This window comes from Enterorhabdus sp. P55, from assembly GCF_009911695.1.
Taxonomy (GTDB): domain Bacteria; phylum Actinomycetota; class Coriobacteriia; order Coriobacteriales; family Eggerthellaceae; genus Enterorhabdus.
On the sequence record NZ_QWKK01000047.1, the window covers coordinates 1 to 18,049 of the forward strand.

At 60.5% G+C, this 18,049-nt stretch carries 15 protein-coding genes; 13 read left to right on the forward strand and 2 right to left on the reverse strand.

The genetic code is table 11. The features are described 5' to 3' along the window. Positions 1-129 precede the first annotated feature (129 nt). The 10 genes from loaP to D1643_RS06170 all read left to right on the forward strand — a co-directional run bounded on the left by loaP (position 130) and on the right by D1643_RS06170 (position 11,768). Entirely contained in the window at positions 130-642 is a 513-nt protein-coding gene (gene loaP, locus D1643_RS06125; protein WP_160709674.1) for an antiterminator LoaP, read from the forward strand. Positions 643-687: 45 nt separating this feature from the next. Beyond that, entirely contained in the window at positions 688-1,455 is a 768-nt protein-coding gene (locus tag D1643_RS06130; RefSeq protein ID WP_236643414.1) for a sugar transferase, read from the forward strand. Between the two features lie 2 nt (positions 1,456-1,457). Then, positions 1,458-2,225: a DUF4422 domain-containing protein gene (locus tag D1643_RS06135; protein ID WP_160709676.1), complete on the forward strand. Its 768-nt coding sequence runs from the start codon at positions 1,458-1,460 to the stop codon at positions 2,223-2,225. After that, on the forward strand, positions 2,225-3,355 hold the full coding sequence (locus D1643_RS06140; RefSeq protein WP_160709678.1) for a glycosyltransferase: 1,131 nt from the start codon (positions 2,225-2,227) through the stop codon (positions 3,353-3,355). The genes D1643_RS06135 and D1643_RS06140 overlap by 1 nt, the downstream gene beginning before the upstream one ends. Then, on the forward strand, positions 3,352-4,500 hold the full coding sequence (locus D1643_RS06145; protein WP_160709680.1) for a hypothetical protein: 1,149 nt from the start codon (positions 3,352-3,354) through the stop codon (positions 4,498-4,500). Before D1643_RS06140 ends, D1643_RS06145 begins: the two co-directional genes overlap by 4 nt. Before the next feature lie 64 nt (positions 4,501-4,564). Then, entirely contained in the window at positions 4,565-5,917 is a 1,353-nt protein-coding gene (locus D1643_RS12240; protein ID WP_160709682.1) for a DUF6418 domain-containing protein, read from the forward strand. Then, positions 5,907-7,310 carry an oligosaccharide flippase family protein gene (locus tag D1643_RS06155; RefSeq protein WP_160709684.1) on the forward strand — a complete coding sequence of 468 codons (1,404 nt, stop codon included), beginning with the start codon at positions 5,907-5,909 and terminating at the stop codon, positions 7,308-7,310. Before D1643_RS12240 ends, D1643_RS06155 begins: the two co-directional genes overlap by 11 nt. A gap of 11 nt (positions 7,311-7,321) precedes the next feature. Further along, on the forward strand, positions 7,322-8,956 hold the full coding sequence (locus tag D1643_RS06160; protein ID WP_236643415.1) for a cytidylyltransferase domain-containing protein: 1,635 nt from the start codon (positions 7,322-7,324) through the stop codon (positions 8,954-8,956). After that, the gene (locus D1643_RS06165; RefSeq protein WP_160709688.1) at positions 8,953-10,023 is read left to right on the forward strand and encodes an N-acetylneuraminate synthase family protein; all 1,071 of its coding nucleotides are present in this window, start codon (positions 8,953-8,955) and stop codon (positions 10,021-10,023) included. The genes D1643_RS06160 and D1643_RS06165 overlap by 4 nt, the downstream gene beginning before the upstream one ends. 20 nt (positions 10,024-10,043) lie before the next feature. Then, entirely contained in the window at positions 10,044-11,768 is a 1,725-nt protein-coding gene (locus D1643_RS06170; protein WP_370520307.1) for a DUF6044 family protein, read from the forward strand. Positions 11,769-12,030: 262 nt separating this feature from the next. Here D1643_RS06170 and D1643_RS06175 read toward each other — a convergent pair whose 3' ends face one another. Next, entirely contained in the window at positions 12,031-12,705 is a 675-nt protein-coding gene (locus D1643_RS06175; RefSeq protein WP_160709692.1) for a DUF3800 domain-containing protein, read from the reverse strand. A gap of 392 nt (positions 12,706-13,097) precedes the next feature. Continuing rightward, the gene (locus D1643_RS06180; protein WP_160709694.1) at positions 13,098-14,354 is read right to left on the reverse strand and encodes an IS30 family transposase; all 1,257 of its coding nucleotides are present in this window, start codon (positions 14,352-14,354) and stop codon (positions 13,098-13,100) included. Positions 14,355-14,643: 289 nt separating this feature from the next. Here D1643_RS06180 and D1643_RS06185 point away from each other — a divergent pair, with 289 nt between their 5' ends. The 3 genes from D1643_RS06185 (at position 14,644) to D1643_RS06195 (ending at position 17,600) form a co-directional block, all read left to right on the forward strand. Next, complete coding sequence (locus tag D1643_RS06185) at positions 14,644-15,114, forward strand: ATP synthase F0 subunit B (RefSeq protein WP_160709696.1); 471 nt, start codon at positions 14,644-14,646, stop codon at positions 15,112-15,114. Between the two features lie 98 nt (positions 15,115-15,212). Next, on the forward strand, positions 15,213-15,785 hold the full coding sequence (locus tag D1643_RS06190; protein WP_160709698.1) for a DUF177 domain-containing protein: 573 nt from the start codon (positions 15,213-15,215) through the stop codon (positions 15,783-15,785). 348 nt (positions 15,786-16,133) lie between these two features. Then, complete coding sequence (locus D1643_RS06195) at positions 16,134-17,600, forward strand: chloride channel protein (protein ID WP_201751000.1); 1,467 nt, start codon at positions 16,134-16,136, stop codon at positions 17,598-17,600. Positions 17,601-18,049 lie beyond the last annotated feature (449 nt).

Sequence of the window (18,049 nt, forward strand, 5' to 3'; positions counted from 1 at the left end):
GCTGGCGCGCCTGGCGAGTTGCGGGGGCGCTGCGGCGGGGCGGCCCCTGCGGGGGCCGCGGGCGCCGCCGCGCCCCGATGCGGCGCTCCCTTCGCCTGCCGGATCCCGGTGGCCGGGAAGGGGTCGGCCATGTGGTATGTGGTGCACGTGAGCACCGGGCGCGAGGCCGCGGCCTGCCGCCTCATCGAGGAGCGGGTCGATCCGAGCCTGCTGGACGAGTGCTTCGTGCCGCGCCGCAGCGTGGCCCATCGCGTGGGCGACGAGTGGCAGGCGGCGGAGGAGCCCCTGTTCCCGGGGTACCTGATCGTGGACACCGCCCAGCCCCGCCGGCTGAGGGCGGCGCTCGACCGGCTGCCCGACTTCGCGCGGCTCCTCGACGTGGACGGCGAGTTCCTGCCGCTCGACGATGAGGAGATCGCCTGGATCAACGCCTTTACCCGACGCGGCCACCGCGTGGTGGATATGTCGCACGCCGTGGTGGAAGGCGGCGTGGTGCGCATCGTGGACGGCCCGCTCGTGGGCCGCGAGGCCCAGGTCAAGCGCATTAACCGTCGCAAGCGCCGCGCCGTGCTCGAGCTCCAGATCCTCGGTCGCACCGTCGAGGTCCCCGTCGGGCTGGAGATCCTCCGCAAGCAACGCTGATTCCCAAACGCAAGCACCACCCCAAGAAAGCAAACGATAGAAGCATTGGCTGACAACGATATAGACTACCGCGAAGACGACGAGCGCGACGCTCGCGACCGCGCGTGTGACGCGGGCGGCGGGCGCCCCGCCGCGCCGGTCATCGTGGACGGGCGCTTCGTCGCGCCGCCGCCCGACCCCACCGCGGCCGCGCCCCGCAGGGGCGGCAGGGGCTACCTGGCCGCCAAGCGCGCCTTCGACGTGGCCTTCTCCGCCGCCGTGTGCGTCGTCCTCGCCGTGCCCGTGGCGCTGGCCTGCGCGGCGATCGCCCTCGACTCCCCGGGCGGCCCCGTGTTCCGCCAGGAGCGCGTCGGGCAGGGCGGGCGGCCCATACGCATCTTCAAGCTGCGCACCATGGTCGCCGACGCCCACGAGGCGCCCGAGCGCTACATGACCCCCGAGCAGCTGGAGGTGTGGAGGCGCGAGCAGAAGCTCGACGACGACCCCCGCGTGACGAGGGTGGGGCGCCTGCTGCGCCGCACCTCCCTCGACGAGCTGCCCCAGTTCCTCAACGTGCTCGCCGGCGACCTGTCGGTCATAGGCCCGCGCCCGGTGACGATGGAGGAGACCCTGGAGTTCGGCGACGCGCGCGACGAGTTCCTCTCCTGCAGGCCGGGCATCACCGGCTGGTGGCAGGTGACCGCGCGCAACGACGCCGCCTGGGCCGACGGCGAGCGCCAGCTCCTCGAGCTGTTCTACGTGCGCCACGCGAGCTTCGGCCTGGACGCCCGCGTCTTCGCGAGAACCTTCAAGGCCATGCTGAGGGGGAGGTAGGGATGGCGGAGAACCTGAAGATGTTGGTCGCGTCCCACAAGCCGTACTGGATGCCTGACGACCCGGCCTACCTGCCCGTGCAGGTGGGCGCGGCCGGCAAGGAGACGATCCCTGGCTTCCAGCGCGACGACGAGGGCGAGAACATTAGCGCGAAGAATCCGAACTACTGCGAGCTCACCGCCCTCTACTGGGCGTGGAAGAACCTGGACGCCGACTACGTGGGGCTTGCCCACTACCGCCGTCACTTCGCCGGCTCAGGGGAGCGCGGGGTTGTCTCCGGCGGGGAGACATGCGAATTGCTGGATCGGTCGCCAGTGATCCTTCCCAGGAAGAGAAACTACTTTGTCGAGACCGTCGGAGCTCACTATGGGCACACGTTCGATCCGAACCACTTGGATATCGTGAGAACATGCCTTGAAGAATATGATCCAGCAGCCGTCCCCTTCCTGGACGCGTACCTCGCCGAACGAAGCGGGCATGTGTGGAACATGATGGTCATGCGCCGCGATGTTATGGACGCCTGGTGCTCATGGCTTTTCCCCCTTTTGGAGAAGGTGGAGGGACGCATAGACTTCAAAGGGCTTACCCCCTTCGAGCAGCGCGTCATGGGCCGTCTTTCCGAGAGGCTTCTTGACCCATGGCTTAACAGCCGTGGCATCTCCTATGCAGAGCAACCGGTCATCTCCTTGGAGAAGGAGGACTGGCTCAAGAAGGGTTCGGCCTTCCTCGCGGCGAAGTTCCTTGGCAAGAAGTATGAGGCGAGCTTCTGATGGAGAAGAAGAAAAAAATTCTCTTTTATTCAGAAGGATGGGGCACTGGCGGCATTGAGTCGTTCATCATGAATGCCGTGCGTGTTCTCGATCCCGCTGAGTACTCTTTCGAAATATTTTGCACGCATGATTATGATGACAGTTATGATGATGAGATCAGAGCGCGTGGTGGGATTCGGCATGTCGTTTTTAAGGATCATAAGCCAAATCTTGTTAAGCGGACAATATGCGGCGCCGACGCATGGGGTCAGCTTCTGACAAGGAAATCTTTTGACGTGGTTCACGTTAACACGATGAACGGCGTCGGGTTTCTCTATGCATGGTTGGCGAAGCGGCACGGGGTGCCCGTAAGAATTGTTCATTCGCACAATACGGCTTTTGGAGGTGGATCCAAGGTCGTCAAAACTCTTGCTCACGAAGGTGGGAGACTACTGTTTGGGCAAAGCGCTACTGATTTGATTGCATGCTCTGCCGCTGCCGGACGATACCTTTTCAGGAAAGATACATTCTCAGTTATTCCCAATGCCATTGACATAAGGCGATTTCTATATCATGAGTCCGCAAGGCGGGAGATGCGTGAGAGGTTGGGGATTCCTCAGGATGCTTTTGTGGTCGGTTATGTGGGCAGACTCGAGGCCTCGAAGAATCCGCTTCGAGCACTAGAGGTTTTTTCTCATCTTGCGACGACCGAGATTGGCGCCTATATGATTTTTATAGGTCAGGGGGTACTTGAGGACGATGTTAGCTCCTGGCTGAGCTCCTTTAAGGGTGCCTCAATGGTCAAACGAATAAAGAGTACAAACGATATGCCAGGGTGCCTTTCTGCAATGGATGTCCTTTGCGCCCCGTCTCGTTTTGAGGGAAATCCTATTGTACTGCTTGAGGCTCAGGCAAACGGCCTCCCTGCCGTTACGTCGAACTCAGTCAGCGATGAGGTAAACCTTACTAATTTAATAAGGTTTGAGCCTTTGTGCGCTGATTCTGTCTTGTGGGCCGAGAGTCTCTTGAAAGCAAGGACGAGAGAGGAGAGCCGAGGCTCATATGGGGTCATCATGGAGCGGTGCGGATATGGGTTTGATCATTTGGCTCAGTCCCTCGCCGCTGTGTATTCCCAGGAAATCCAGAATTGAAAATCAAGAGTCTTATCAAATCTGTACCTACTTTAAACAGCAGGGCGAATTATGAGTTCTATCGTCTTTTCAGTAGGAAGAGTGATGCCTTCAATCAGAAACTAGATCTGCTTGGGTCTATAGACTGCATTCAGGACGTAAGTGCTCTTGAGCAGTTCAGGGCTGCTATCGACTCTGGAGAGTGTTTCTATACAACGGATGCAAACAGGTCAAATTCGATAATTTATGGTATATGGGACAGCATATTTGGAAGCGTAGCGGATTATCCCGTGTATCGTTTGCCGGCGGTTGAGCACGGACTTATCTTTCCAGCTCAGCAATTCACGGACACGCTCTTTACTGCACGTCCTTCTCTCGTTACTTTTGGCCGGTATCGCTATGAAATTCTACGATCAAAAGTTTGCAAGCCGGTTTTTATGGTGGGGCCTTATATCGCCTATGCCGAACCCTATTATGATAAAGAGAAAAGAAACAAACTCAAAAAGAAAAACGGTAGAACTCTTCTCGTTTTGCCTGCGCATGGGACTGACGAATCAGGGGTGACGCGCGAGCAGGACTCCTATATAGCTAAAGTGAGGATGCTGGCAAAAGACTATCAGACCGTCATAGTGAATGCGTTCTGGTGGAATATAAACGACCCTATAATCAAAAAATTCGCAGCAGAGGGCTATCATATCTCTTCGGCAGGGTTTCGCGATGATGTGCGATTTCTTTCTCGGTTGAGAACATTGATCGAACTTGCTGATCTTGTTGTTGGCGATGACGTGGGAACCCATGTAGGTTATACATTAGCGTTGGGCGTTCCGTACCATCAGATTCCCCTGGGAACGAGCGTCGATCCTCCTCGTGGCGTGTCGCAGTATGAGTACCGGCGCGTTGAGGGAATAAAATCGAATCTGGGAAGCTTGTTTCTAGAAGCAAATGAAATACTGAGCGATCAAGTTGAAGTCTGCGAACCTTTTTGGGGTTTCTCCTGCCTTCGCTCTCGAGAGGAGTTAAAGGCAATTGCGGAGATATCAGCGCATATTGGAGAATTGAGCCACGATTGGAGTTTGGGTTTTGCCCGGGCCTCTAAACATGCATTGCGGGAGTATGAGGAATCCGACTTGATGAAGTATGTGCTTTTGTCGGAGGCCCTTCGCTAAATTCATGCAAAGGGCTTTCGGTGAAGAGACGGTTTCTTATCGTCCGCCGCGTTGGGGTGGCGCAGTGAGCCAGCAGGTTGTTACGGCGCTGTCGGGCTTCGCCCTGATTATCTGTTGTCTGGCAAACGATTCCAAGCTGTCGGGAGTGATTTCGGTTGCTGTTGTTGCGATCTATGCGGTCTATGCGATAAGAAAGCAAAGGGATTACTTCTTTCTATACGCGGCCCTTCTTTTTGCCGTTTTTGCCAATATCATAGGGTGTGCGGTTGCTGAATACTTTCCCGTATATCTTTCCGAAATACGTGCCTACTCTTCGTTTTGTGGCTCGTTGCCCCTACTTGTCTTGTCCAGGTGGGCGTTTCTTGCCGTTTTGCTGCATTTTGGCGATTGCTTTGGGCGTAAAGCCCCCATCCAGGAATGGATGGGGGACAGCGCTTCCAGGGTTGTAGCAATGGTGGTTCTGGCCGCACTGCTATTCATGCTCGTTATGACGGTTCGAAATCCCCCTTCTTTTGTAGTGGGAATGGACAGGTTTGCATACGCCAGTGCGTTTAACAACTCGTCTGTTTACCGCATGCTAACGAACGCTATGCCATATCTGATATTCGTGATTATTGCGGCAACCAGATGGGGCATGAAGCTTTTGGGTTGGGCGGGCGTTGTAGCATGGGCCATTATTCTGGTTTGGACAGGAACGAAGTTTGGCGGTTTCTTCAATTTGGTCTGTGCTTTCATGATTGTTTACTGCGATCGTCTCTCGTGTCTTAGAGAGGGTGCCGCCAGGGTTCTCTCTGTGCTGATTATTGTGGTCATGGCGGGGCTTATCGCGGTGTCTGCCATTGTGTATGGGACGTACGGCACGGGAACCGGGGCGGATTTTCTTTTTGCTCGCACTGCACAGCAGGGTCAAATATGGTGGGCTACTTACGAGAAGGCCGATGGGGCTTTCCGGTTGGATAGGGTAGAGGGGGAGATTCTCGGCGCCGTCAACGACGGGGGGAGCATCGCGGGCAACAAGGGCTCTACTCATGGGATATACGGCATGATGTACCTAAACGCTCCTACTGACCTTGTCGATGGAAAGTTAGCGCAGGGCTCGCGCTATACCGAGGGCGGCTATGCGGCAATGTATTACTCGGGAGGATTGACAGGCGTCCTCTTGTTCTCTTTGGCTATGTCGGGGATTTTCTTCTTTGTGATTCGCGGTCTCGGTGTGGCGTTGAAGCGGGGGAGAGCGATAGAGGTTGTCATGTTGGCGCGTCTTTTCATTGTGCTGCAAACGGCTTTATCGATGGGAACCTTTGCCGATCTGATCGACCCCGTTTCTTTGGGCAGTTATGCCTATCTCATTTTTTCCTCGTTCTTGAGGGCAAGAGGCGATCGACCTTGCTTTCTGAGGATGCCTTGTGCTTCCTAGGCAGCTAACAGAAAACAAGATGGCTCTATTTAATATTTTGAGTACGGCCATCGTGGCGGGAATCAACTTTATAACGGTTCCTATCTTTACTCGTATGCTTGACACTGGCGGTTTCGGGATCATCAACGTTTATTCTGCGTGGGTTCAAGTTTGCACGATATTCGTTGGGCTCCAGGCTAACGGCTCTATTGCCAGTGCCCAGGCTAATCTTCTGGATGAAGAGCAGGATTCGTATCAGCTTAGCATTCTCGTGATGTCCCTCATCCCTTTTGGGATCATTCTTGCCACTGCCGTTGTTTTTCTCCAGCCGCTCTCCGAGCTTCTCTTGATGCCGGCGCCCTTGGTGATATGCATGGTTTTGCAGAGCTTCGGAGCGTTTGTTATATCGCTGTTCTCGATGAGATATATATTCCGCAAGCAGGCTCAGTTCAATTTTGCTCTGTCCGTAGGCCTTTGTGTTGCGACAACGCTTCTGTCGGTCGCCCTCATTCTCGTCGCTTTTCCTGCAGGGCAGGAAGCGTATTACGGCAGGGCCTACGGGCTGATGCTTCCTAATCTGCTTCTTGGCGTAGTGCTTTTCGCTGGCTTGGCTCTCTCTCGACAAGGTCGGGTTCGGCTTCGCTATTGGAAGTTCTGCTTGGGATTGACCTTACCGCTTATCTTTCACGCCTTATCCCAAATTGTGCTTGCCCAAACAGGTAAGATTATGATTCAGCAGCTGCAGGGCGACTCTATTGCCGGCATCTATAGTATCGCTGTGGTCGTGGTAAGCCTTATGGCGGCTATCTATAGCGCTCTCAACAACGCCTTCGTTCCTTTCATGTACGATGATTTGTCGGGTAAGACGGGCGAGGAGGTCAAGCAGCATCATTTTCGTAATTATGTGACGCGCTTCACCTTGGGGTCTGCTGCATTTGTTCTTATGTCTCCTGAGATCTTGAAGCTGATGTCTCCTGCGGAGTATTGGACGGCAATCCCTCTCCTTCTGCCTCTTGCCATAGGCCAGTACTGCGTTTTTCTCTACAGCTTCCCAGTCAACTATGAGTTTTTCAGGATGAAAACGGGCTCCATCGCGGCGGGAACGCTGCTCGCGGCTTTGCTCAATGTTGCGCTGGCGCTGGTGGTGATTCCCTCTTTTGGCATGATGGGGGCGGCTTTCGCCACCATGGTGGCTTACCTGGCTCTCTTCCTCTTTCACTTCTGCATGGCGCGCTATCGACTGGAGGACAGAAATTATCCCGCCAAGTTTCTCTTCGGCGGGCTTGCTTTGGTGATTCTGGTAGCTATGGGATGTTACTTCGCCATGGGTCTCCCCGTTTTGCGCTGGCTGGCAGGCGTGGCCCTTCTGAGTGTAATTGTCTTTCGAATACGTAAAACCAGAACGATATTTTGATGGAGGCAGCAATGAAGGTTCTCGCAGTCATACCCGCACGAGGCGGGTCTAAGGGGATACCGCGTAAGAACATGCGGCTCATGGCGGGAAAGCCGCTGATTGCGTACTCGATTGAGAACGCGCTGTCATCGGAGCTGATCGATGCGGTGGTGGTGACGTCGGACTCCGACGAGATACGCGCCTTTGCGTCGCAGTATGATGGCGTCATGGCGTTTGACCGTCAGTCTGAGCTTGCCGAGGATGCCGTCACCCTCGATCCAGTCATCTATGACGCGACTGTTCGCTGGGAAAAGGCGATGGGGGAGCGGTGCGATGTGGTGGTCACGCTTCAGCCCACTTCGCCCCTTCTCTCGACTAAGACGCTCGATTCAGCCCTGCGGGCGTTTCTTTCCAGCGAGGACGACACGTTGATAAGCGTCGTCAATGCCCCTCATCTCAGCTGGGAAGCAGGCCCCGATGGCCGACCAAAGTCAGCTTACGAAAAGCGACTGAATCGCCAGCAGCTCCCGCCCAGGTATCTGGAGACGGGAGCTTTTTTTATGGCGCGAAGAGGCTCGGTGACCCCCCAGTCGCGTATCGGCGCCCAGGTGGGTGTGTTTGAGGTGCCTGCTGAGGAGGCTGCTGATATCGACTCCCGTGAAGACTGGATAGTTTGCGAGAGCCTTTTGGGACGCAAGAAGATAGCTTTTCGTGTGGATGGTTATCGTGAGCTCGGCCTTGGCCATGTGTATCGGGCGCTCACCTTGGCCTACGAGCTCATCGAGCACGATGTTGTCTTCGTCTGCGACGCGTCATGTCGTGAGGGCGTTGAGAAGCTGCGTTCGTCTCATATGCCGGTGGTGGAGGTGGGCAGCAACGAGGAGCTGGTTCGCTGGGCCGCATCGACTCGCCCGGATGTTTTCGTGAACGACCGCCTCGACACCTCCGCCGAGTATGTGGACGCCTTGCGTCCGTATGTCGGACGCTTCGTGACCTTCGAGGATCTCGGGTCCGGCGCCCGTGATGCTGATGCAGTGGTGAATGCTCTTTATGAAGAGGGACTCGGTCAGAGTAACGTGTTCTCGGGGCGTCGCTATGTGTGTCTTCGAGACGAGTTTCTGACGAGTCGCCCGGCGCCATTTTCCGAAGAAGTACGTCGCGTGCTCGTTATGTTCGGAGGAACCGATCCCCTTGACTTGTCGGCGCGTGTTCTGGACATAGCGCGTCAGGTAAATAGAGACGGTGTTGTCGTGCAATTCGACTTCGTGCTGGGGCCGGGCTACCATGGCGCCGTCGAAGACTCTGACGAATCCCGTGGCATAGAGGTGCATCGCGATGTAGTGAGGGTGAGTGATCACATGCGCTGCGCCGACATGGCTCTCTCGTCTCAGGGCCGCACTACGTTCGAGCTTGCCGCCATGGGGGTTCCGACCATCGTCTTGGCCCAGAACGATCGTGAGCGCCTGCATACGTTTGCCCAGATGGATAACGGATTCATCAACCTTGGCCATGGTGGGGAAGTTTCCGATGGAGATATCGCATCAGCCATCCAATGGCTGATGGGTGCGCCGTCCGTTCGCCGCGAGATGCGTCGGCTCATGCTGGAGAACGACCTGAAGGACGGGATAAAACGAGTGAAGAAGATCATATTAGGGGAGCTGCTATGAGCAATTTGACGAAAAAGCTGGTATCGGGCGAATTTGCGCTCATCGCCGAGATTGGGGTCAACTACTACGACATCGCCACACAACGAGGCATCACGCCGATGGAGGCGGCCAAGCTGATGTGCCGCGAGGCCCATGATGCGGGCGTGACGGCCGTGAAGTTCCAGACTTACAAGGCAGATACGCTGGCGGCCAAGGAGTCGCCATCCTATTGGGATACCTCTGAGGAGGCTACGACGAGCCAGTACGAGCTCTTTCGCAAGTACGACTCGTTCGGCGAGCCAGAGTACCGCGAGCTGGCAGCCTACTGCGCCGAAATAGGCGTGGACTTCTGCTCGACTGCCTTCGACTTTGGCTCGGCTGATTACCTTGAGCCGATGATGGATGTCTACAAGATATCGTCTTCCGATCTGACCAATATCCCCTTCATCGAATATCAGGCTGCGAAGGGCAAGCCGGTTATCATGTCGGTTGGCGCGGCCGATCTTGAGGAGATGCGCGCGGCTGTGGCTGCCGTGCGCCGTGTGAGTGATGCGCCGCTTGTGCTCATGCACTGCGTACTGGAGTATCCGACGCCTTACGAAGACGCGAATCTACGGCGTATCGCGTCGCTCAAGAAGGAGTTTCCCGATCTGGTCATTGGCTACTCGGACCACTGCCGTCCTGATGCGGACGCTGATGTCATCAAAGCGGCCTACGTGCTAGGCGCACACGTGGTGGAGAAGCACTTCACGCTAGACAAGACGCTTCCGGGCAATGACCACTACCATGCTATGGATCCGGATGACGTGCGTCGCATAGTTGAGGGCGTAGCGTTTGTTGAGAAGCTGCTGGGCTCATCAAGCCTCGGGTTCTCGGAGACTGAGGCAGCGGCACGCCTGAATGCCCGTCGTTCTATCGTCGCGCTGAGCGAGATTCCCGCCGGGACGATTATCGAACGGGAGATGCTCACGTTCAAACGCCCCGGCACCGGCATATCTCCCAGTCGCCTCGACGAGGTAATCGGGCGGCGGGCGACGGCGCTTATTCCCGAAGACGCCGTGATCGCGGAGGAGATGGTCGGGCTGTAGATACGAGGGTCGTGTTTTCAGTGCGGCTCCTTAGATCCCAGGCGTTCTTTTGCTATGGCTGCGCTTTGCTTCTAGCTGTTGCTGCGTTGTATCTCTTCGCAGGAGGAGGTATCCCCGCCGACATACATGACACGCTCGATTGCGAGCTGTTCTCCCTTATCTTGCAGGCGGAGTCTCCGGGTCCCGGCTCTCATCCGGAGTTTATGAACGGAGCGTGGACGGCCCTCTCTCTCGTCTCGCCTGGCTCGCTGCTCTTCTACCTTGCCCTGCCTCCACTCCAGGCATTCTCCCTCAACGCAGCACTCGTCCTCCTCGTCGCATATGTTGGTTGCTACTTCTGCCTGAGGAGGCTCTGCGTGAGAGATTGGGTGGCGGCCCTCGCGGCGCTCCTCTTCTCGTTGCTTCCCTTCTATTCTGTATTCGGTTTGTGCGTCATGGGCGCCCCGGTTGTGTTTCTCGCCTTGCTCCAGGCGCTTGATTCGGATCCTCCCCTCTGGAAGCCCCTGCTGCTCTGCGGGCTCTACGGGGCGTTCTCGTCTCTAAGCCAGGTCGGCTTCGCCGTCCTGGCTGCGTTCCTTGTCGCCGCGCTCGTGTGCGCCGTTCGCGGGAAGAGGAAGGCGATGGGGAGGGTTCTCGCCTGCCTGCTCCTTTTGGGCGGCATCTACATGGCCGAGAATGCGACGCTTATCCTCCAGGTGATGGACTTAGGAGACTTTCCGATAAGTCACCGCACCGAGTTCGTTCTTCCGTCCGGGGACTTCCAGTGGGGAGAGGTGAGGCGATTTTTCGTCGAGGGACATTATCATGCCCCCTCTAACCACCGATGGGTTCTCGGTCTCATGTTGGCTTCCCTCGCTGTTTTCTCGGCTCGGCTAGCGCAGCGGGATACCGACGAGACGCAGCGCCGGCTCGCGGTGGCGATAGTCGCCATTATTCTGCTTGCGTGTGCTATCGCGGTCTTTTACGTCTGCTATCAGAGCGCTGTGGCAAACCCCCTTCGTCAGGCTCTGCCCGCCTCCCTGCAGTCGTTGCAGCTCGATCGGTTCTACTGGCTGTATCCAGCCTTGTGGTATCTGGGCTTAGGGCTGGCCGCCGAGTTGCTGCTTCGATCCGCGCCCGGACGGCTGCTGAGCGTGACGGCCTTTTGCGTCATCGTGCTCTGCACGATGATGACGGCGAGGGCCTCGGTTCCTGACAGTCAGTTCGCGCGAAACGCGAAGACCATGGTGACAGGGGAGACTCCGGCTTACATAACGTGGGATCGGTTCTTCGAGGAGGAGATGTTCGATGAGATCAGGGAGGATCTCATCGAACGAAATGGCGGGAGCGACGACTTCAAGGTGGCGTCCATCGGGCTGTATCCCTCCATTCCGCTGTTCAACGGTTTTGCTTGCTTGGACGGTTACTCGAACTACTACGACTTGGACTACAAGCACCGTTTCCGCGAGCTCATCGCGGGCGAGCTCGAAGAAAACCCCGTAATAAAGGAGTATTTCGACACTTGGGGAAACCGTTGCTACGTTTTCTCCCATGAGCTGGGGAAAAGCTACCTTTTTCCAAAGGATAGTGGCCGAAAGATCGAGGATCTGAGGATCGACCTTGGCGTTTTCCGTGAGATGGGCGGCAGGTACCTTCTCTGCGGGGTGCCGATAGAAGATCCCGGGCGCTACGGTTTGTCTTTTGTAGGCGAGTACTCCTCAGACGAAAGCTATTACGCCGTGTGGGTATACGAGGTTGGCGCGTAGGCGGCAGAATGGCTACTCAAGGGCATTCCAGAGAAACTCGGATAAAGCGGGAGGCTCCTTGGGGGTTCGCGGCGATTATGCTGCTTGACCCGTTCTTGCCGATCGTCTCTGCATCAATGAGCCAGGATTCGATCTCGCCAGGCGGCACCATGAATACGCTATGGCTAACATAGTCCGCGATTAGCGTCTCTGCCCATGTCCCCTCTTCGCCTAGCAGGTTGGAAGGTCGCTCGCAGCTTGATTGCAGAGCGTCGCTGCTCCTTTACCCAATCCTCTTCTTTCTCAGCTTCCGGAGGTAGTTCTTCTTGAAGGCATTCGACCCGCCGAAGAAGCGCTCGTCTGTGGCGGTTTGCTCCCTTGCGTCGTACTTGATGGCGGTCAGCTCTATTCCGCAGACGAAGTCGGCCACCTGCGACAGTCGGTACGCGCGCGGCTCGGCGCTCTTAAACAAGACGGCGTCCTTGGCGACGACGTACTGAATCGCGTCGCGGAGCGTGTTCGTCACCGCCTGCTGGCCGTCATCGTAGTAGATCTTTACTGATTCGAAGGACTGAAGGAACTCAAGGTGGTCGAAGAGGAAGGAAGTCATGTCCCTCCGCATCCTTTGGATCATCTTGCTGCTGCTTGAGAAATCGGATTTCCGATAAGCGAAGGTGTGATAGGTGAAGGGGAGGGCTTGGGAGAAGACGAGGAATTTGGAGAGGTAGCGTTTCCGGTCGCCTGGGGACAGACCCTCATAATCGTCGTGGCCGTTTAGAAGCGGGGACAGGTGGAAGGGTATGTCGGGCATCTGGCAGTCGCCCAGGATGCGCTCGTATTTTGCGAAATGCGTTGCGAGACTCTTGTCCTGGCTGTGGAAGAGAAGCGTAATGAGGTAGTACTTCGACCTCGGGCCGACCTCACCTGACTCGTCGACGAAGATCGAAAGCTCCCCCATGCGGCCTCCTTATAGAAAAAATGCCGGGGGACTGCCCCCGGCTCTTGGAGGTAGCGCCTCTCGGTGCCACCAAGTCATTTATAGCATGTTTTGCAGGGGAGAGCAATGGCGCGTGACGTAGCGCAAGGCGCTGGGCCAAGCGAGCCTAGGTATCACCTTGGTTGAATTTCAAAGCCAGCCGAACACCTGAGAGCAGATAGAAGTTCCTCCAGTTAGCCGGACGGCCTTCGAGGGGCCGTCCGGCTTCTTTTCAGGGGAGACGGGGGGAACAGCTACCCTTTCGGCGGCGTTCGGCTGAGTTCGGGCGCACGGCTCCGCCGGCCCGCGCGGGAGCGATTCCGGACTCAACCGGACGGGCTGCCGTCGAAGGCTATTCCGTTGTCGACCCCCTCTTAAACCAGCGGTTTATCGCCCCTCTCCCGCCTGGCGCGGTTGATCGCCTCCATATCGAGCAGCAGGTCGTCGTAGGGCACCTCCTCCATTCCCAGCGCGTCCATGAGCGCGCGCCCGTCCTCGCCGTAGGCGGCCACCAGCGCCCTGGCCGGCGCCATGAACGCCATTGACGGCCTGGGCTCGGAGTTGAGCTGCGACATGGCCGCGGCCATGTCGGCCGGCACCAGGCCGTCGAACGATATGCCGCGCCCCTTGGGCAGCAGCTTCCTGAGCTCCACGTGGTTGCGCTCGCAGCCGCCCTTCTGCTGGGACTGCCTCACGTCGCAGTAGTACACTCTGCACCGGGCCCCCGCTCCCGGCAGGCACGATCTCTCGATGGATCGCCAGTCCGAGAACTCCGGGCCGTTGTCGGTGAGGATGGCCCCGAACATGCGCTGGGAGGCGGCCCCGCCTACGGCCGCCTCCAGCATGTCGAGCGCGGCGGCCACCGCGCTCGACGACCTCTCGGGCAAAAGCAGCGCCACCTGGGCGCGGCAGCAGCGCAGGTAAAGCGTGAGCACGCACTGACGGTCCGAGGACCTGCCGATCACCGTGTCCATCTCGCAGGCGGCCTCCCGCACGGCCTCCTGCACCGCCGAGAAGGCCGCGAAGGAGCGCTCGGGCCCGTGGGCCGTCGGACGGGCGGCCGCCCTCCTGCGCTCCTTGTAGCCCACCTTGCGCCTGAGCTCCATGTTCGACATGCCGGCGTATCCCCGCTCTATCCAGCGGTAGATGGTGGAGGGGGCGGCCCTGAACTCGCGGGAGCGCCCGGCCGATATCTGGGCGGGCGACAGCCCGCGGGCCAGGTCGGCCCTGATGGCGGCGGCTATCCGCTCGAACTCCCCCTCGGAGCGGTCGACGCCGCGCCTGGAATCGGACAGCGTCCCGTCGGCGAGGCCCTGGGCGCGGGCCGCGGAGTACTCGCAGCGGAACGGGCGCCCGCAGTGGTAGCGGCGCTTGTTGCGGCCGTTGCACACGTGGGGCCACCGCTGAAGCCTGGCGCAGGCGCCCTCGGGCGCCGACTCGACCCGCTCGCCCTTGGCCGGGCCGCGGGAGACGGTGCGGTTGCGCCTGACCTCGTCGGCCACGCTGGACTGGGAGCGCCCCAGGTCGCGCGCCATCTCGCGCGCCGATCTGTTCTTGTCCAGCCCCCGCTCGATGGCCGCCCTCTCGGCCCTGTCGAGCCTCCTGTACCTTCTCTGCCCTCTACCCGGCATTGGAATCTCCTTCCGCTCGCTCGGCGCCCCTTCGGCGCCGCTTGTGGGAAGGAATTACCGAACTCAGCCGTACATGTCCAGATGAGTCTGAAGAAAAGAAGAGGCTGTACGGATGAACTCAGAAATCAAACTAGGTATCACCTTCCCCTCCAAAACGTGTTCGGTTTGTGTGTGGTTTTGGGGGTTGGTTCGAGCGTGCTAGAATAGTACGACTACTGCGCGAACGCAGCTGCGCAGGCATGCGATAGACCCGGTGCCCCTGGGGCACGTGACGGCTGGAAGGATGACCATGGACGAGACTGGAGTTTTGGGGCTTTTGGAGGAGCTGTCCATCCTCCTGGAGGACTCTAAGCCGGTGTTCGGCAAGAACAACCTGCGTCAGGTGGACATCGCCGCCGCCTTCGAGATCATGGACGAGATCCGCGACACGTTCCCGAGCGAGTTCTCCCAGGCCCGACAGATCGTCCGCGAGCGCCAGAGCCTGCTCGACGACGCCGAGGCCGAGGCCAACCGCATGATCGAAGACGCGCGCTCCCAGGCCATGACCATCGCCTCCGAGCAGGAGATCGTGCGCATCTCCCAGCAGCAGGCCGACACCATCCTGGCCGACGCCCGCGAGCTCGAGCGCCAGACCCGCGCCGGCGCCGAGGACTACGCCGACGAGGTCTTTGGCCACGTGGAGCAGAGCCTCGACACGCTGCTCAACAACGCGCGCCGCTGCCGCGACCGCCTGAACGCCAACTCCATCAGTGTCCGCTAGCAGCCGCAGCGCCCACGCACAGCCACGCACCATCGCCGGCCGCCCACCCGCGGCCGGCTGCTTTTTTACCCACACCCGAGCTCCCAAGGAGGGAAGCGATGGAACCGATCAAGATTGCCATCCCCAACGAGCTGTTCTCGCCGGCCGAGATGGCGCACTTCGAGGGCGAGGCCGACCTGGGCGTGCTCAAGGCCGGGCCCGACCTGTACACCTTCACCGCGCCGCTGGCCTGGTCGGCGGACATCACGAACACCGGTGACGCGCTGCTGGTCACCGGCACCGCCGAGGGCGAGGCCGTCACCTCCTGCGCTCGCTGCCTGGAGGACGTGACGCTGCCCGTCACCGGCGACATCGAGGGCTACTTCCTCATCGGCGGCGAGGACGCCGAGGCGCCGGAGGACATGGACGAGGACGAGTTCGACGTCCTGCCCGCCGACAACAAGATCGACCTGGCGCCGCTCATCACCGCCGCCGTGCTGCTGGAGGTGCCGCTCGTCCCCCTGTGCCGCGACGACTGCCAGGGCCTGTGCACCGCCTGCGGCGCCAACCTCAACGAGGGTCCCTGCGGCTGCGGGCCCGCTGCGGCCGATGACGTCGACGCCGCCAACCCCTTTGCCGTGCTCAAGGGACTCGACCTGGGCGCGGAGGCGCCCGAGGGGGCGGCTGAGTAGCACCCGCCTGCGGCCCGACCTCGAAAATCGGCCCCTCTGCCGCAAATCGAAGCGGTTATGCACTCTCTCGCGCCCCTTGCCTGGCCCCAGAGGCCCCCTTGGGGCTCAAAAAGACGGTGAAGCGCCGCGCAGGCGGCCTCCTGAGGCGGCGGGAGGGTGCAAAACCGTGCGAAATTGCAGGAGGTCAGCTGTTTTTCGGGGTTTCACCCACCTCGCCGCGCCATGGCGAACGTAACGCCCCGGGAAACCCCGGGCGGCGAGGGGGAAACACTTCGCCGCCCGGGGCCTTCCATCTTTCGGGGCCGCCCTATGGTTGGGCTGACGGACCTGAGCGGAAGGGGGGCGCGCATGCACGTGATCGACGGTGGCCAGGTGGCGCGCCATGCGCTGTTCGCCGTCGTCGCCGGCGTGGCGGGAGCGGCGGCCTCGGTGGTGCTCTGCGTGTGCGTGGGGCTGGCCTGGGAGGCCTACCGGGCCTGCTGGCAGCTCGTCTTCGCCCTGCCGGTCCTGGGTGTGCTCTCGCTTCTGCTCTACCGCGCATGGCGGCTGCCGCTCGACATGACTACCCGCAAGGTGGTCGGCCTCATCCGCGACGACCACGAGGTCTCTCCTTGGCTGGCACCTGGCATCCTCATCGGCACATGCCTGTCCATCCTCGGCGGCGCGTCGGTGGGCAAGGAGGCCGGCGCGCTCCACATGGGCGCGTCGCTGGGCGACCTGGTGGCCCGCCCCTTCAAGCTGCGCCCCGTCCATCGCGCCGATGCCGGGCAGCCCATGACCGGCTATGCGGCCGCCACGGGCATGGCCGCCGCCTTCGCCGCCCTGTTCTTCGCGCCGCTCGGCTCGTGCATGTTCGTGCTCGAGCTCTCGCGCTTCAAGCGCTCGGTGACCAAGCACCTGCTCTCTATCCTGCTCGCGTGCTTCGTGGCCTTCGGGCTGGCAAGCGCTGTGGGCATCGGAGACGTCATCCCCAAGGTGGCCCTGCCGGCCCTCAGCTGGCCGGTGGTGGGTGGCTGCGTGGTGATCGGCGTGGCCTGCGCCATCGGAGGCACGCTGTTCGTCAAGGCCATCGACGCCCTTCAGCGCGTCACGGCCCGCCGCTCGCGCGATTATTATCTCTGGGTGGCGGCGGGCGGCCTGCTCATCGCCGGGCTCACCCTGGCCTTCGGGTGGCAGCCCCTCGCCGGCACCGGCGGTCTGCTTCTGGCCGAGGCGCTGGCGGGAGAGGCGGGCACGTGGGACTTCGCGCTCAAGGCGCTCGTGACCGCGCTCGCCTTGGGGCTGTGGTTCAAGGGCGGCGAGATCATGCCCACGTTCACCATCGGCGCGCTTCTCGGTGCGTCGTGCACCGTCATGACCGGGGGCGATGCGGGCTGGTCGGCAGCCGTGGGGCTGGTGGCCTTCTTTGCGGCCATGAGCCGCTGCCCGCTGGCGGCCATCCTTCTGGGATGCGAGATCTTCGGCTGGGCGGGCGCTCCGCTGTTCATCGTGGCCGTGGCCGTGTCGTTCCCGTTCGGGCGCGACGTGGGGATGTACGGGCGCGGAGCTACGTCGGCCGTCTACCGGCTGGGGCGGATGGCGGCCCTGCGCGCCCGCGACCCCGAGCGGGCCGCGGTGGTGGGCGCCGCCGTGGACGCCGCAGACCGTGCCATCACCGAGACGCACGCTCGCCAGACGGGGGAGGCGTCCGCTGCGCCCGCCCCGGGCGACCGGCGCGCGGTGGCCGCCGCGCTCGCCCAGGACGTGGAGCGGGCTCACCGCCTGCTCGGCGAGATAGAGGCGGAGCTTGAGCGGCGCCACGACTCGTCGACGTAGCTCGCTGCCGCTTTTTTGCGCGAAACTGGCACTGATTGTCAGTTCGGTACGCTCCGACGGTTGCCGGAGGTCGCTTTCGGCGTCCTGCGGCATAGGTGCCTGCGCACAACCCCAGGTCGTGTTCGCCTGATTTTCCCGCGTGTCGCGCCTGCGCTCTTTCGCACCGTACCAAACTGCCGATTTGTGCCATCTCGGCCGGAAAAAGTGGCAGTGAGCGCGCCGTTGCCGAACGGTTTGGGCCCTCGGCGCCGGTCGCGCGGTATCATGCGCCTATGGATACCAAGAACGAAACGCCCTCGCGTCCCGCTGCGGGCCTCGCAGCCACGGCGCCCGCCAACTCGACGCCCCCCGCCTCCGTGGCCCCCGGCCCCGCAGGCCCTGCCGCCCTCGGCCTCGGCTCCGCGCCGGCCTCCCGTCCCGCCGACGCCCCGCCCGTAGCCGCCGCGTCC